Annotated in this window: 12 protein-coding genes, 1 tRNA gene and 1 pseudogene; 6 read left to right on the top strand and 8 right to left on the bottom strand. The window is 71.0% G+C overall.

The annotated features are described in order from the left end of the window. Positions 1-35: 35 nt before the first annotated feature. The 6 genes from DEJ49_RS32420 to DEJ49_RS32395 all read right to left on the bottom strand — a co-directional run bounded on the left by DEJ49_RS32420 (position 36) and on the right by DEJ49_RS32395 (position 6,072). Positions 36-1,079 carry an NAD(P)/FAD-dependent oxidoreductase gene (locus tag DEJ49_RS32420; RefSeq protein ID WP_150187402.1) on the bottom strand — a complete coding sequence of 348 codons (1,044 nt, stop codon included), beginning with the start codon at positions 1,077-1,079 and terminating at the stop codon, positions 36-38. A gap of 64 nt (positions 1,080-1,143) precedes the next feature. Continuing rightward, positions 1,144-1,698 carry a DUF5994 family protein gene (locus tag DEJ49_RS32415; protein WP_223833074.1) on the bottom strand — a complete coding sequence of 185 codons (555 nt, stop codon included), beginning with the start codon at positions 1,696-1,698 and terminating at the stop codon, positions 1,144-1,146. Positions 1,699-1,740: 42 nt separating this feature from the next. Then, positions 1,741-2,745, bottom strand: coding sequence for an acyl-CoA desaturase (locus tag DEJ49_RS32410; protein WP_150187401.1), 1,005 nt, complete (start codon positions 2,743-2,745; stop codon positions 1,741-1,743). 170 nt (positions 2,746-2,915) lie between these two features. Further along, positions 2,916-3,992, bottom strand: a complete 1,077-nt coding sequence (locus DEJ49_RS32405; protein ID WP_223833073.1) for a fatty acid desaturase family protein — start codon at positions 3,990-3,992, stop codon at positions 2,916-2,918. 17 nt (positions 3,993-4,009) lie between these two features. Beyond that, on the bottom strand, positions 4,010-5,098 hold the full coding sequence (locus tag DEJ49_RS32400) for a ferredoxin reductase (RefSeq protein WP_150187400.1): 1,089 nt from the start codon (positions 5,096-5,098) through the stop codon (positions 4,010-4,012). Positions 5,099-5,340: 242 nt separating this feature from the next. Then, positions 5,341-6,072, bottom strand: a complete 732-nt coding sequence (locus DEJ49_RS32395) for an ANTAR domain-containing protein (RefSeq protein ID WP_150187399.1) — start codon at positions 6,070-6,072, stop codon at positions 5,341-5,343. Positions 6,073-6,392: 320 nt separating this feature from the next. Between DEJ49_RS32395 and DEJ49_RS32390 the strand changes: the two genes are divergently transcribed. From DEJ49_RS32390 to DEJ49_RS32380, 3 genes are all read left to right on the top strand, one after another. Next, positions 6,393-7,136: a GAF and ANTAR domain-containing protein gene (locus DEJ49_RS32390; protein WP_150187398.1), complete on the top strand. Its 744-nt coding sequence runs from the start codon at positions 6,393-6,395 to the stop codon at positions 7,134-7,136. Continuing rightward, on the top strand, positions 7,133-7,861 hold the full coding sequence (locus tag DEJ49_RS32385; protein ID WP_150187397.1) for a GAF and ANTAR domain-containing protein: 729 nt from the start codon (positions 7,133-7,135) through the stop codon (positions 7,859-7,861). Before DEJ49_RS32390 ends, DEJ49_RS32385 begins: the two co-directional genes overlap by 4 nt. Before the next feature lie 76 nt (positions 7,862-7,937). After that, complete coding sequence (locus tag DEJ49_RS32380) at positions 7,938-8,660, top strand: GAF and ANTAR domain-containing protein (protein ID WP_150187396.1); 723 nt, start codon at positions 7,938-7,940, stop codon at positions 8,658-8,660. A 67-nt stretch (positions 8,661-8,727) separates the two neighbouring features. On the opposite strand, the gene DEJ49_RS32375 is transcribed toward DEJ49_RS32380, so the two are convergent. Beyond that, positions 8,728-8,801: transfer RNA gene (locus tag DEJ49_RS32375), tRNA-Pro, on the bottom strand. A 111-nt stretch (positions 8,802-8,912) separates the two neighbouring features. Between DEJ49_RS32375 and DEJ49_RS32370 the strand changes: the two are divergent. From DEJ49_RS32370 to DEJ49_RS32360, 3 genes and pseudogenes are all read left to right on the top strand, one after another. Next, positions 8,913-9,422: pseudogene (locus DEJ49_RS32370) on the top strand (DUF309 domain-containing protein); the annotation flags it as partial. Positions 9,423-9,690: 268 nt separating this feature from the next. Then, positions 9,691-11,772 (top strand): MDR family MFS transporter, encoded by a 2,082-nt coding sequence (locus DEJ49_RS32365; RefSeq protein WP_263398833.1) that lies wholly within the window; start codon positions 9,691-9,693, stop codon positions 11,770-11,772. A gap of 30 nt (positions 11,773-11,802) precedes the next feature. Then, positions 11,803-12,672 carry an alpha/beta fold hydrolase gene (locus DEJ49_RS32360; RefSeq protein ID WP_150187394.1) on the top strand — a complete coding sequence of 290 codons (870 nt, stop codon included), beginning with the start codon at positions 11,803-11,805 and terminating at the stop codon, positions 12,670-12,672. Between the two features lie 13 nt (positions 12,673-12,685). Here DEJ49_RS32360 and DEJ49_RS32355 read toward each other — a convergent pair whose 3' ends face one another. Then, positions 12,686-14,203, bottom strand: coding sequence for a long-chain-fatty-acid--CoA ligase (locus DEJ49_RS32355; RefSeq protein ID WP_150187393.1), 1,518 nt, complete (start codon positions 14,201-14,203; stop codon positions 12,686-12,688). Positions 14,204-14,282 lie beyond the last annotated feature (79 nt).

Below are 14,282 nucleotides of genomic sequence, written 5' to 3'. Positions count from 1 at the left end.
ATCCGCGGCAACGCCCCGGCCAGACCCATTCCCGGTCAGGTGCGCACCCTGTACCGCCGGAGCTCGGGCACGGCCCGACCGGTCACGATCTCGTCCGCGACGAGCCGCCCGACCGTGGGGGCCAGGGTGACGGCGGAGTGCATGACGGCGACGTAGACGGACCGATCGCGTGTCGCGAATCCGATCAGCGGCCCGCGCGCGGGCATGGGACGGTTGACGGCCCGGTATCCGAGCAGGCGACACCCGTCGCTGCCACGAAAGGTCGCGCGCAGCCGCCGCAGGGCGCCGTACGCGGCCTGTTCGGAGGCCGACACCTGCCCTTCCGCGTGGGCGAGGGGCAAGAGCAGCTCCCCGCCCCGCACCTCCCGCACCTCGAAGTCGGGCCGGGCCACGATGGTCCGGACCAGACCGGGCGGCGCCGAGACCCGCACGAGGGTGGCGGGCGAGGCGGCGACAGGCAGGTCGACCGGAAGCGGCGCGCAGAGCCGCGGGATGCTGGTCCCGGCTGTGAGGACGACGGTTTCGGCGGCATGGAACCCGGTGGAGGTCAGCACGCCGCCGACCCGTCCTCCACGCACCCGCAACGAAGTGGCGCCGGTCCTGTACAGCACGGTGGCCCCGCGGGCACGGGCCGCTTCGACGAGCGCGCGGGTCGTCGCGGGCGCGTCGACACCGAGGTCGTCGGGCATGTGAACGGCCTCGTCGGGTGGGTTCCTGAGGCCGGGTTCCAGCACGGCGATCTCGTCCCGCCCTACACGGAACCGCCCTGGCCCCAGCGGCGCCTCCCGTTCCACCGGCCCGCCTCCCCAGGTCAGCGACCCGCTCCGACGGACGGCGGCACCCGCCAGCTCGGCGGCGAGCCGCAGATGGTCCGCGAGCACGTACGCACGCAGGTCCCGCGCCCCGGCGGGCGCCCCATCCCCTACCCCACTGACCCAGCCGAACGACTCCGCCGTGACCCCGACGGCCGGCCCCGCCCCTTGCTCGACCAACGTGACCGGCACCCCCCCCCGCTTGGCCAAGTGGTAGGCGACGGAGGCACCGACGATTCCGGCCCCGACGACAACGACATCCGGCATGGAGTCCTCTCCTGGGCAGCGCGTCGGCGGGCTCACCCCCGAGTCCGAAGGGACGGGGCCGTCGTCACACCGGGCGCACGGATCTGTGAGCGTGTTCCGGCAACGTGCAGTCCGGCGACCCTGCTGTCGATGCCGCCGGTACGCAAGCTGTTCCGTCCGCCGGTGGAGCCTCGACCACCGCGGAGAGCGGCGCCGGTGCACGGGTGGTCGAGGCAGAGGCGAGGAGGCCGCTGGAGGCGGCGCTCGACATGATCAGCGCCGCTCGTCTCGCCGGCGTGTCCGGGGGCACGACCAGCAGGTCCCAGCGGCCCCGGCCGGGGCTGAGCAGGACGACGCCGTGGTGGGCCGACGCCGTGGTGCTCCGGTGCAGTCGGACGACCTGGTTGGCGACGAGCATCCGGCCCGGCGTCGCGGACCACATGTCCCCTTTCACCGTGACGCTGCGGATGTCGCGCCACGCGGAGGGCAGACCGACGAGCAGCTGGGGCAGTTCGGTGACGATGTCGGACGAACGCGGCCACCACGCGCCGTCGATGGCGCGGGGCAGGCCACCGTCGGGCGCGAGGCGGAGACGGAGAGGGGGACGAGAGGGAAGCGGAAGTTCCTGAACGGTGGCCATGAGGTTCCTGTCGGTGGGGTGACTCGACGGTGGCGGGTGGTGTCAGGTCCGGCGAGCGGCGATCCGGTCCGGTGTCGGCCAGCGCACGTCGTACGCCCAACCGGCACGCTCGAAGAGGCGGATGACGACGGCCGACGGGTCGATCTGGCCCCGGTCGACGCCGTGGCGGGCACTGGTGGGGTCGGCATGATGCACGTTGTGCCAGCTCTCCCCGAAGGAGAGCAGAGCCAGCGGCCACAGGTTGGTGGCGCGGTCGTGCCGCCGGGTGCGGAAGGGACGCGAACCGATCAGGTGACAGAGCGAGTTCACGCTCCAGGTGACGTGGTGCAGCAGCGCGATGCGGACCAGGCCCGCCCACAGCAGCGCGGTCACTCCGGCCGGCCAGGAACCGCCGATGGCCCAGCCGAGACCGAACGGCAGCGCGAGGGTCAGAAAGCACAGGGCGGGGAAGGCGCGTGTGACGCGACGGATGGCGGCGTCGGCGAGCAGGTCGGGAGCGAAGCGCTCGGCCGATGTGGCCTCGTTGCGGAACAGCCAGCCGACGTGCGCGTCCATCAGTCCGCGCAGCTGCCCGAGCAGACGGGTGCCGTAGCGGTACGGCGAGTGCGGGTCGCCAGGACGGTCGGTGAAGGCGTGGTGACGCCGGTGCGTGGCGACCCAGCCGATGACGTCGCCCTGGAAACTCATCGATCCGGCGACCGCGAGAACCATACGCAACGGGCGCACGGCTCGGTAGGAGCCGTGGGTGAGACCACGGTGGAACCCTACGGTGACACCGAAGCCGGTGATCACGTAGAAGACAGCGGCCAGCACCATGTCGAGCGGGCCGACGAAGCGACCCCACAGCAGCCAGGCGGCCAGGCCGAGTCCCACGAACGGCAGGATGACGATCAGCGCGGTCACGGCGATGTACAGCCGGTCTCCCCAGCCGCGCTCACGCTCGGGGGCATCCGGTGGGAAGGGCGATGTTCCGTCGTAGTCCCCCGGCCTGTGCGGAGTGTCGGGCGGCGGCGTCGCTGTCGCGGGCCTGCCGGAAGCAAGCGTCATGATGGGGGAACCTCGACTTCGAACCTCGGTCACGAATGGTGCGGCCGGGGTCTCGGGCTGCCCCTCTGGCGGGAACCGCGAGGACACGAGCGGTCGGACGCACCGGCACACGAAAGGTCCTCGCTCCTTTCAACGTACTCCTGTCGTCGCGGGAAAGAGCCGGTACGAGGTCAGGAGATGGTGCGAACGCTCGGCAACGAGAACCGCAGGATGCGCCCCCACGTGGAGCCGTACTGCCGCCACAGCGGCCCGGTGATGTACGGGATGCCGTACTTCTCGCAGAGTTCCCGCACGCGCGGGGCGATCTCGGCGTAGCGGTTGCTGGGCAGGTCGGGGAAGGCGTGGTGCTCGATCTGGTGGCTGAGGTTTCCGCTGAGCACGTGGAAGAGCGGGCCGCCCTCGATGTTGGCCGAGCCCTGGATCTGCCGCAGGTACCACTCACCGCGCGTCTCGCCCTCGACGGAATCCTCGGTGAAGGTCCGCACCTCGCCGGGGAAGTGGCCGCAGAAGATGATGGTGTGCGCCCAGAGGTTGCGCACGGTGTTGGCGGTGAGGTTGCCCAGCAGGCAGGGCAGGAAGGAGGGGCCCGCGAGCAGCGGGAAGAGGGCATAGTCCTTGGCGAGTTGGCGGGCGGCCTTGCCGAGGAAGCCGGTCAGGTCGGCCGCGAGGGAGCGCCACGTCTTGCGGCCGGCGGCGACGGCGTCGGGCTCCAGGTCGTAGAGCGCGATGCCCCACTCGAAGAGCGGCGCCAGCACGATGTTGTAGAGCGGCTGGACGGCATGACGCGGAAGCCAGCGCTGGTCGCCGCTCATCCGGAAGACCACGTATCCGAGGTCCCGGTCACGGCCGACGACGTTGGTCCAGGTGTGGTGCAGGTGGTTGTGGGTGTGTTTCCAGGCCTGGGCTGGGGTGAGGAAGTCCCATTCCCAGGTGGCCGAGTGGATCGCGGGGTCGCCCATCCAGTCCCACTGGCCGTGCAGGATGTTGTGGCCGAGCTCCATGTTCTCCAGGATCTTGGCGACGGAGAGCATGGCGGTACCCGCCGCCCAGGCGGGCGGGAAGAGTGAGACGGCGAGGGCGATCCGGCCGCCGGCTTCCAGACGGCGCTGGGTGGCGATGACCGTACGTATGTAATGGGCGTCCTCGGTACCGCGCGCGGCGATGACCTCGGAACGGATCCGATCGAGCTCCTCACCGAACTCCTCGTCGAGGTCCGTCTCGACGCGTGCGGGCGGGGTCACAGTCACGGGGACTCCTTGAGTGGCTAGGCGTCGAGGGCCAGCGGACCGGCTGCCGCCGAGACACAGGTCTGGATCAACTGGCCGCTGCCCTGGTGCAGTTCGCCGGTACGCAGATCACGTACCCGGCCGTACCTCAGCGGTGTGAGACAGCCGAAGCAGATGCCGCGTCGGCACCCGTACCGCATCGGCACACCCGCCGACTCGCCTACGACGAGAAGGGGACTGGCGGGGTCGGCGGCGACCTCCGTACCGGTCCGGGTGAACACCACGGGGCTGCGGGAGGCGGCTTCGCGGATCCGTGGCAGGACCGGGGTGAGCCGGAAGCGCTCGACATGGAGTCGTCTGGCCGGCTTCTCCCTGCGCCAGTGGCGCTCCACCACGTCGAGCAGGGCGGCCGGTCCGCAGGCCCAGGTCTCCCGCTCCCGCCAGTCGGGGCAGAGCCGCTCCAGGTCCTGCGGTGCGAGTCTCCCGTCGTGCCGGGTGTGCCGTTCGCGGTAGTCCAGCCAGGCCAACCTCTGCCGCGCCGCGTCCAGTTCGGAGCGGAAGATGCTGTCCCGCGCGGTGGGTGCGCTGTGCACAAGGACCACGTGGGGGTGCGGGGGCGGCCGGAGCACGAGCGTGCGCAGCATGCCCATGACCGGGGTGATGCCACTGCCCGCGGTGACCCACAGCATGCGGGGTGGAAGGCGCCCCGGCAGGACGAAATCCCCCTGGGCCGGGCCGAGACGAAGGACCGTTCCCGGAGGGGTCCGGTGAGCCAGTTGCGGGGAGGCCGTCCCCCCGGGCGCCGCCTTGACGGTGATCGTCAAGAGCCCGTCCCGCCGCCCCGGCACCGAGGTGAGGGAGTACGTCCGCCAGTGCCATACACCGTCCATCTCCACGCCGATCGGCAGGTACTGCCCGGCGATGTGCCCCGACCAGCCCCTGCCGGGCCGGATCGTGAGCGTGGCGGCGTCCGGGGTCTCCGGAGTCACCGCTGTCACCCGCCCCACCGGGCAGCGGGCGCCGAGGAGGGGATCGATCAGTCCGAGGTAGTCGTCCGGGGTGTGGGGGCTGGCCAGCCAGGAGGCGACGGTCAGTAGCCTGCTCGCGAGAGCCGGTATCGCTGGCATCCGCGGATTCCTCTCGTCTCGCGGCACGTTCGCGTACGTCGAGTCGACCCGGGTCCGGTCGCATCAGCGTAACCGGGGCCGGCCGGTCGGGCGCGTGACGGAGGGCGCATCCTGCCACCGGGGTTCTGTCACATCTGACGAGCGCGTTTCCGAAGGGCGCGCTCCGGTCCAGCTCGGTGGTCTGCGCGGACACGTCGGGGCGGACCCGCGAAAGATGACCGGAAGGTGGTGCCGGTTCCGCGTCAAGGACGGTGTGGGCCGGGCGGCTCGGGGAGATCCAGGTCTTCGTGAACGACGGCGTGGGCGAGGGAGGGCAGGGGCGAGTCGAGGGCGAGGGCGTGGGAGCGGAGCCGTGCCAGCGCCTCCCCCATGGGGACGGAGTGCCGATAGGCGATCACACCGACTGCCTGGTGGATGACGGCGTGGGCCGGGAGAAGCCAGGCGTAGCCGGGGATCTGCGCGCTCGGCGCGGGAGCGGACAGCAGCAGGAGGTCGACGGCGGCCGCGTGATGCCGGGCGGCTTCCAGGTCCGTTCTGGACAGCGGCCCGGAGCGATCACGGTAGAGGGTGAGGACGAGACCGGCCTGCTGGACGGAGGCGGACCCACCCTGCACGGGCAGGGCGTAGACCGCGCGGATGCCGTGTTCCCTGGCCCGCCGGGCGAAGACCGGCCACTGGCTCGTCTCGTCGAGGACGTCGATGTCGTCGACCAGTAGCGGCAGGTGCTGCCGCATGGCCTGAACGCACGGCCCCTCCCCCAGAGTGATCTGGAGGGACTCCCCCGGACCGGCCAGGGGGCCCTCGGCGGACAGCGACACCCGTTGCGCCAGCGCGGCGTCGGCCGCCAACGTCAGTCCCACCGAGTACTCGTCCCGCAGCGCCACCCGGCACGCCGCGCTGACGCGACGGGCCGGATGGGGCCGGCCACTGTGGCGCGAGACGATGAGCGCGACCTCGGGCCGGGGGGCCGTCACCGGAATGCCGACTCTGAACCGGGCAGGCGGGCAGCCTGCGCTTGCGCGGTCATGGCGGGCTTTCCGATCTCCGGCATTCACCGCCGATGCCGCCCAGGTCGGAAGCCAATGTCAGGGGGAAACGGCGGTCATGCGTCGTCTCGGGCAGCGTGCCCTTCCACCGTACGCCTCATTCACGCAGCCACGACGGTGCCGGCCGTCCGGCCATCGCCGCTTTCATGACGCACCTCCGCGCGATCCGACTAGACTGGCGGCCACCGGGAACGAGTGCGTGCGCCGCTGTGCGATCTCCCCGAAGCGACTGGGCTGGAGGTGGGGAGATGTCGGTCAGCGACGGTCTCGCCGCAGTGCTGGCCAGTCTGCGTCCGGGCCGGGGAACCACGGAGCTGCTGGGCGCCGACCCGCGTCTGTGTGCCCAGGTCCTGGGAGTGGACGGCGTCGCCGTATCCGTCAGCACAGCCAATGGTCTGAGCGAACTGGTCTGGAGTTCCGGTGAGACCAGCGTCCGGCTGGAGGACCTCCAGTTCACCCTCGGCCAGGGGCCGGGCCCGGAGGCCATGGTCTCCTGCACCCGCGTCTTCGAACCGGATGTGCGCCGCCTGCCGGACGACCGCTGGCCGGGCCTGCTGCCCGAGTTGGGGGCGCTCGGCGTCGGCGCGGTCTTCTGCCTCCCCCTGCACGTCGGGGCCGCCTGCCTGGGCACCATGACCCTGCAGAGAGGGACTCCGGGGCCGCTGCCGGACGACCGGGCCACCGACGCCTGGCTGGTGGCGGGCGCTTTGACCGCCGCCCTCCTGGCCGGTGGACCGGCACAGGAGGCCTTCGCGGCGGCCGACGACGGTTCGGACTTCTACCGGGCCGCCGTTCACCAGGCGACCGGCATGATCAGCGTGCAGGCCGGGGTGCCCCTCGCGCAGGCACTGGTGCTGTTGAGAGCCCATGCCTTCGGCCACGGGAGGACCGTGGTGGAGGTCGCCGAGGACGTGGTGGCCAGACGACTGCGCATCGAAGATGACGAGGCCGGGCCGACCACGGCTGCGGGCGAAGGGACTGACGGGCCATGACGCGCGAGGAACAGGTTTTGAAGGCCATGCTGGAAGCCGTGGACACACTGGTCGACGACTTCGACCTGATCGATTTCCTGCACCAACTGTGCGACCGCTGCAACGAGCTCCTCGACGTGTCCGCCGTCGGCATCATGCTCGCCGACCCCAACGGCGGCCTCCAGCTCATCGCCGCCTCGGACGAACACACCCGACTGCTCGAACTCTTCGCCGTCCAGACCGATGAAGGCCCGTGCGTGGAGACCCAACGCAGCGGCACCGCCCGCCTGAACATCGCCCTCAACGCACCCGGGGAAACCGCCCGGTTCCCGCGCTTCGCCGAACAGGCCCAGGCTGCGGGCTTCCGCACCACGCATGCCCTGCCCATGCGCCTGCGCCGCCAGAACGTGGGCGCGTTGAATCTCTTCGACACGCGCGCCAAGGCCCTCAGCGCATCCGACGCACAGGTGGCACAGGCCCTCGCCGATGTGGCGACCATCGCCATCCTGCAGCAGCGTTCCCTCGTGCACAGCAGCGTCGAACGGGCCCAACTGCGGGCCGCCCTGTCCAGCCGTGTCGTCATCGAGCAGGCCAAGGGAATCCTGACCGAACGCTGGCAGACCACACCCGACCACGCCTTCGACGCCCTGCGCCGCTACGTGCGCGCCCACAACGCGTCACTGACCGCTCTCTGCCAACAGGTCATCGACGGCTCCCTCGACACCTCCGTCATCGAGCGACCCTGAGCACGTACACCGGCTATGAGCCGCCGTTCACTCCGGCCCCCGTGTCCGACCGCAATGTTCGTGCCAGGGACATCCAGTGGATGATGACCAGTACGCCGCCGCATGGCGCAACGTCGATGTCACCGCTGCCACGGGCGGGCCGACGCCGGCCTCCGCCTGCAGAGCCTGCGCCGACGACCTCGGCGCCGACTTCGCCGGGGTCGCCCTGGTGATCGCGGGCGAGCTACGGCTGCTGGCCTGTGCCACCGACGAGCGGGCTCACCTTGCGGAGGACGCTCAACTCGTGTCCGGGGAAGGCCCTTGCACCGAGGCGTACACGAAAGGTGAGCGCATCGAAGTGCCTGACCTGGAGAACGCGGTCGCCCGGTGGCCCGTCTTCGCTTCCATCGCGCTCGGACAGGGCGCTCGCTGCGTCATGGCTGTGCCCCTGACCATCGATGACGCCCACGTCGGCGCCCTGAGTCTCTACCGTTGCGAGCCGCGCCCGTTCACCCCGATGCAGAAGGTCCGCATCCAGGCCTATGCCCGCATTCTCGCCCTCCTCGCCCTGGACGAACACCCGCACCTGCTCACCGTCCGCCCCCGGCCCGGGTCGCTCGGACAACGGGGCTACCCTCCGGTGGTGCATATGGCTGCGGGCTTCGTCGCCGCCAAGTACGGCCTCAGCCCGGACGACGCCCTGGCCCGTCTCCGTGCCCACGCCTTCAGCCACGACCAGACCCTGCTGCGCACCGCCCAGAAAGCCATTGACGATCAGGGCCTGAACTGGGACGTGCGCGACAACGGTGGTTCATGCTGATGCGGAAATGCCGAAGGACCGTTCCAGATTGCTCTGAAACGGTCCCTCGATCAGCGACTCTCGCGAGTCGGGACGACAGGATTTGAACCTGCGACCCCTTGACCCCCAGTCAAGTGCGCTACCAAGCTGCGCCACGTCCCGGTGTGTTTCTCGCGGTGTGTGTTCCGCGTGATCACAGGTAGAACTCTACCCCACGTCGAAGGGTGCTCCGTCCTGCGGTGACTGCCGTCAGGGACGCGCGACAATCGGCGTATGAGCTCTGCACCTGGACCGTACGACAGTGGCCGTGAGCGCGATCGCGACGAGGAGGGACGGGCCCGTAACCAGCGGCCCCGCGACGGGCTCGGGCGGCCGTTGCCCTATGGGGCCGAGGGGGTGCCGAGGCAGCCGGAGGGGATCGTGCGTGCGCCCGAGGAGTCCGTGGCCGAGGCGCAGGCGCTGCTGGACGCCGGGCGGCCCTTTCACGCGCACGAGGTGTTCGAGGACGCGTGGAAGTCGGGGCCGGAGAGCGAGCGCGGGCTCTGGCAGGGGCTCGCGCAGCTCGCCGTCGGGCTCACGCACTCGGGCCGCGGCAACACCAAGGGCGGGGCGCGGCTGCTGTTGCGCGGGGCCGGGGCGATCGGTGAGTGGAGCGCGCGGGCCGAGCAGCCGCGGCCGTACGGGATCGGCGTCGCCGCGTTGGTGTCGTGGGCGGAGGCGTTGGCGGAGGAATTGGAGCGTGAGGGGGTGCCGCTGGATGTGGTCGCCCACGCGCCTCGGCTGGGACGGGTGGGGCCGGGCAGCGTAGGACCCGGGAGTGCGCGGCCCGGCAGTGCGAGGCACGACGGCGCGGGGCCCGACAGCGCGGGGCCCGACAGCGCGGGGCCCGAGAATGTGCGGACCGGCAGCGGGGAGCCCGGCAGCATGGAGGCTGGGCCCAAGGCGTGACACCGTGCCGGACGCCCCGTGTCACCGGACCGGACTCGTCCCGCATGCACACCCCCCGCCCCGATGTGAGGCTGGCCGTGTGACCACCACCGAGCCGTCGGCCGTGCCCGGCGCCGCCCCCGTCGAGGGCCCCGTCGAAGTCCAGGCTCCGCCCGTTCTCGACCGGCGGCGGCGCAACGTCGTCTTTGTGACGATCATGCTGGGGATGCTGCTCGCCGCCCTCGACCAGACCATCGTCGGCACCGCGCTGCCGACGATCGTGTCGGATCTGGGCGGGGCGGAGCACATGTCGTGGGTGGTCACGTCGTATCTGCTCGCGGAGACCGTCGCCACCGTGCTCGTCGGCAAGTTCGGTGATCTGTTCGGGCGAAAGGTCGTCTTTCAGGTTTCGGCGGTCGTCTTCATCACCGGGTCCTTTCTGTGCGGTCTGGCCACCAACATGACCCTGCTCATCGCCTGGCGTGCGATGCAGGGCATCGGTGCGGGCGGGCTGATGGTGACGTCCATGGCGTTGATCGCCGATGTCATTCCGTTGCGCGAGCGCGGCAAGTATCAGGGGGCCATCGGGGCCGTCTTCGGTGTGTCCACCGTCATCGGGCCGCTGCTGGGTGGGCTGTTCACTGATCATCTGAGCTGGCGTTGGGCCTTCTACGTCAACGTGCCCATCGCGATCGTCGTCGTGCTCGCGGCCGCCCGGACCATTCCCGTCGTGAAGTCGGCGGTGCGGCCCGTCATCGACTATCTCGGCATCGCGCTCGTCGCCGTCGGCGCGAGCGCGCTGATCCTCGCGACGAGTTGGGGCGGCAACCAGTACGCGTGGGGGTCGCCGACGATCATCGGGCTCTTCGTCGGCGGTCTCGTCGCGCTCGCGCTGTTCTGCGTCGTCGAGACGCGGGCCGCCGAACCGATGCTGCCGATGCGGCTGTTCGGCAATCCGGTGTTCACGGTCTGCTCGATCCTCAGCTTCATCGTGGGCTTCGCGATGCTCGGCGCGATGACGTTCCTGCCGACGTATCTGCAGTACGTCGACGGGGACTCCGCCACCATCTCCGGCGTGCGGACGCTGCCCATGGTGATCGGGCTGCTCATCGCCTCCATCTTCAGCGGCAATGTCGTCAGCAAGACCGGGACGTATCGGATCTTTCCCATCGTCGGGGCGCTCGTGATGGCGCTCGGGCTGTACTTGCTTTCGCTGATGGGGAGCGCCACCAGTACGTGGCTCGAGTCGCTGTACATGTTCGTGCTCGGCACCGGCATCGGGCTGTGCATGCAGGTCCTGACGATCGCCGTGCAGAACACCGTCGCGTACGCGGATCTGGGCACGGCGACGTCCGGCGTCACCTTCTTCCGTACGCTGGGCAGCTCGTTCGGCACCGCGGTGTTCGGCACGATCTACGCCAACACGCTGACGCCCAATCTGAAGGACGGGGTCGCCGCGGCCTCGCGGGCGAGCGGTGGTGACCCGGTCGCCATCGGCAAGGCCGCGCAGAGTCCGGACGGGCTGCACGAGTTGCCGGCCGCCGCAGCCGCGCCCGTCGTGAAGGCCTACGCGGACAGTCTGCACACCGTCTTCCTGTGGACGGTCCCGGTCGCGCTCCTCGGGTTCCTGGTGGCGCTGTTCCTCAAGCAGGTGGAGCTGCGCGACAGCGCGCGCATGGGCGCCCCCGACATGGGCGAGGGCTTCGCGCAGCCGTCCAGCGGCGACCCCGGGCACGTACTGGAGCGGAGCGTCGCCGCCATCATCCGCGACGTCGGCATGACCACCGCGCGCGGGATCATCCGGGACGCCGACACGCGGCTCGACATCGCGGGCGCCTGGGCCGTCATGCAGGTCTCGCTGTTCACGCGGATGGTCGGGCACGCGAGCCTGGGACTGATCGCCGCGCGGCGCCGGATTCCGCCGGAGGTTCTGGTGCCCGTCTTCGACCGCATGGTCGAGGAGGGGTATCTGACGCGTACGGGCACGTACTTCTCGCACACGCAGGCCGGTGAGCGCGAGGCGGAGGTGATCTCCAAGGCGTGGGCGTCCTGGCTGGGCGAGGAGATCCGGAAGGACATCGGCCGGCCCGCGGACAAGGAGCTCGCCGCGGCGGTCGACGTGATCGCCAAGCGGCTGCTCGCGGAGGATCTGGAGCAGGGGCTCTCGCCGGAGACGGCGGGTGCCACGGTGGTCGGCCGCCGATGAGTTTTCCGGGCGGGGGCGGTCTGTACGGACATGAAGACTCACACGCTTGAAACCGCCGGTGCCGACCTCGTCTACGACGTCCGGGGACCGCTGCCGACCGGCGACGGACGCCCGCCGTTGTTCATGATCGGACAGCCCATGGACGCCACCGGGTTCCGCGCGCTCGCCTCGCGCTTCCCCGAGCGGACCGTGGTCACCTATGACCCGCGCGGGCTGGGTCGCAGCACTCGTAAGGACGCGCGGGTCGATCACACGCCGCAGACCCAGGCCGACGACGTGCACGCCGTCGTCGAAGCGCTCGGGGCCGGGCCGGTGGAGATGTTCGCCAGCAGTGGCGGGGCGGTCACCGCGCTCGCGGTCGTGGCGACGTATCCCGCGGACGTGACCACGCTCGTCGCGCACGAGCCGCCGCTCATCACCCTCACGCCGGACGGTCCGGCGGCCGTGCGGGCGCGGGCCGGGGTCCGGGACGCGTACGAGAAGCGGGGCTGGGGAGCCGGGATGGCCGCGTTCGTGGCCATGACCTCGTGGGAGGGCGAGTTCACCGACGCGTACTTCGCACAGCCGGAGCCCGACCCCGCCGCGTTCGGGATGCCCGCGGAGGACGACGGCTCACGGGACGACCCGCTGCTGTCCGACCGGTCGTGGGCGGTCAGCGACTACCGGCCGGACGCCGACGCGATCGCCGCCGCGCCCACCCGCGTCGTGATCGCCGTGGGCGAGGAGTCGGAGAACGTGCAGACCGGACGCACGTCCGTGGCGGCCGCCGAACTGCTCGGGCTGCGGGTGAGCGTGTTCCCGAGCCATCACGGCGGTTTCTGCGACGGCGAGTTCGGATATCCGGGGAAGCCGGACGAGTTCGCGCACCGGCTGCGGGAGGTCCTCGACGGCGCCTCATGAAAGCTGTGCTGGGTCACGCGCCGTAGTGGGCCCGCAGTTCCCGCTTGAGGACCTTCATGCTCGGGCCGAGCGGGAGTGCGTCGGTGAACTCCACCAGGCGCGGGTACTTGTGGCGGCCCAGGTGCTCCTTGGACCACTCGATGATCGTCTCCGCCAGGTCGGGCGTGGCGTCCTCGGCCGCTACGACGACCGCGCAGATCTCCTCGCCGTGCACCGGGTCGGGCAGGCCGATCACGGCGACCTGACCGACGGAGGGGTGGCGCATGAGGACCTCTTCGACCTCGCGCGGGTACACGTTGAAGCCGCCGCGGATGATGACGTCCTTCTTGCGGTCGACGATGGAGAGGAATCCGTCGGCGTCCTTGGTGCCGAGGTCGCCGCTGCGGAACCAGCCGTCGACCAGGGCCTCCGCGGTCGCCTCGGGGCGGCCGAGGTAGCCGGAGAAGACGTTGTGGCCGCGGATGACGACCTCGCCGAGTTCACCGGCGGGCAGCAGTTCGACGCGGTCGTCGACGTCCGCGCGGGCGATCTCGACGTCGACGCCCCAGAGGGGGCGGCCGATGGTGCCGGGCCTGGTGCCGAAGTCGGGCTGGTTGACGGAGGCGGTCGGCGATGTCTCCGAGAGCCCGTACCCCTCGTACACGGGCGTGCCGAAGGCCTTCTCGAAGCGTTCGAGCACGGCGACGGGGAGCGAGGCGCCGCCGGATATGCAGATCCGCAGCTCGGGCAGTTCCCGCGCGGCCTCCGCGGCGGCCACCAGGCCCACGTACATCGTGGGGACGCCGTGGAACGTGTTGACGTTCTCCTCGACCATCAGCTCGATGGCCCGCGCGGCGTCGAAGCGCGGCAGCAGGACGAGGGTGGCGCCCGCCCGCCACGTCGAGTTCATGGAGACGGTCTGCCCGAAGGCGTGGAAGAGCGGGAGCGCGCCGAGTGCGGTGTCGTCGGGGCGGATGTCGTTGGCGTCGAAGGCGTTGACCGTCGCGTTCATCACCAGGTTGAAGTGGCTGAGCACGGCGCCCTTGGGGACGCCCGTGGTGCCGCTGGTGTAGAAGACCACGGCGGGGTCGTCGGCGTCGCGCGTGGCGTAGGTGGTGAGGGGTTCGGTGGCGCCTGCCAGGGCCTCCAGCTCACCGTCGCCGCCGAGTCGCACCATGCGTACGTCGGTCGCCTCGGCGGCCGCCGCGCCCGTCGCCGCCTGGGCGGGGTGGCAGAGGAGCAGGGTCGCGCCGCTGTCCCGCAGGACGTGCTCGACCTCTTCGGCGGAGAGCAGCAGGTGGACGGGGACGACGACGCCCCCTGCGGCGAGGATGGCGTAGTACGCCTTGGGGAACTCGGCGGTGTTGGGTGCCATGAGGGCCACCCGGTCCCCCGGCCGCACGCCGAGCTTCACGAGGGCGGCGCCCTGGGCGCGCGCCTCGCGCCACAACTCCTTGAAGGTGAGGCGCAGTTCGCCCTCGACGAGAGCGGTGCGGTCCGGGTGGCGGCGGGCGGGCTCAGCGAGGATCGCGGCGAGGGAGAGCGTGGCCATGAGGGTGGAGGCTCCGTTTCCGAGGGGCTTGCGGGCGTGCGGCTCTACGACTTCCGGCCTGAGCTTCGCGGCGTGCGGC

Origin of the sequence: Streptomyces venezuelae (genome assembly GCF_008642335.1) — a bacterium.
GTDB classification, from domain to species: domain Bacteria; phylum Actinomycetota; class Actinomycetes; order Streptomycetales; family Streptomycetaceae; genus Streptomyces; species Streptomyces venezuelae_F.
Note: the sequence above shows the minus strand (reverse complement) of the source record. Positions and strands in the feature narration are given on the sequence as shown.

Excerpts from the sequence above, each read along its gene's own strand:
- DEJ49_RS32385 (WP_150187397.1), top strand. The coding sequence starts at position 7,133 with ATGACGCGCGAGGAACAGGTTTTGAAGGCCATGCTGGAAGCCGTGGAC.
- DEJ49_RS32420 (WP_150187402.1), bottom strand. The coding sequence starts at position 1,079 with ATGCCGGATGTCGTTGTCGTCGGGGCCGGAATCGTCGGTGCCTCCGTC.
- DEJ49_RS32390 (WP_150187398.1), top strand. The coding sequence starts at position 6,393 with ATGTCGGTCAGCGACGGTCTCGCCGCAGTGCTGGCCAGTCTGCGTCCG.
- DEJ49_RS32355 (WP_150187393.1), bottom strand. The coding sequence starts at position 14,203 with ATGGCCACGCTCTCCCTCGCCGCGATCCTCGCTGAGCCCGCCCGCCGC.
- DEJ49_RS32400 (WP_150187400.1), bottom strand. The coding sequence starts at position 5,098 with ATGCCAGCGATACCGGCTCTCGCGAGCAGGCTACTGACCGTCGCCTCC.
- DEJ49_RS32410 (WP_150187401.1), bottom strand. The coding sequence starts at position 2,745 with ATGACGCTTGCTTCCGGCAGGCCCGCGACAGCGACGCCGCCGCCCGAC.
- DEJ49_RS32415 (WP_223833074.1), bottom strand. The coding sequence starts at position 1,698 with ATGGCCACCGTTCAGGAACTTCCGCTTCCCTCTCGTCCCCCTCTCCGT.
- DEJ49_RS32360 (WP_150187394.1), top strand. The coding sequence starts at position 11,803 with ATGAAGACTCACACGCTTGAAACCGCCGGTGCCGACCTCGTCTACGAC.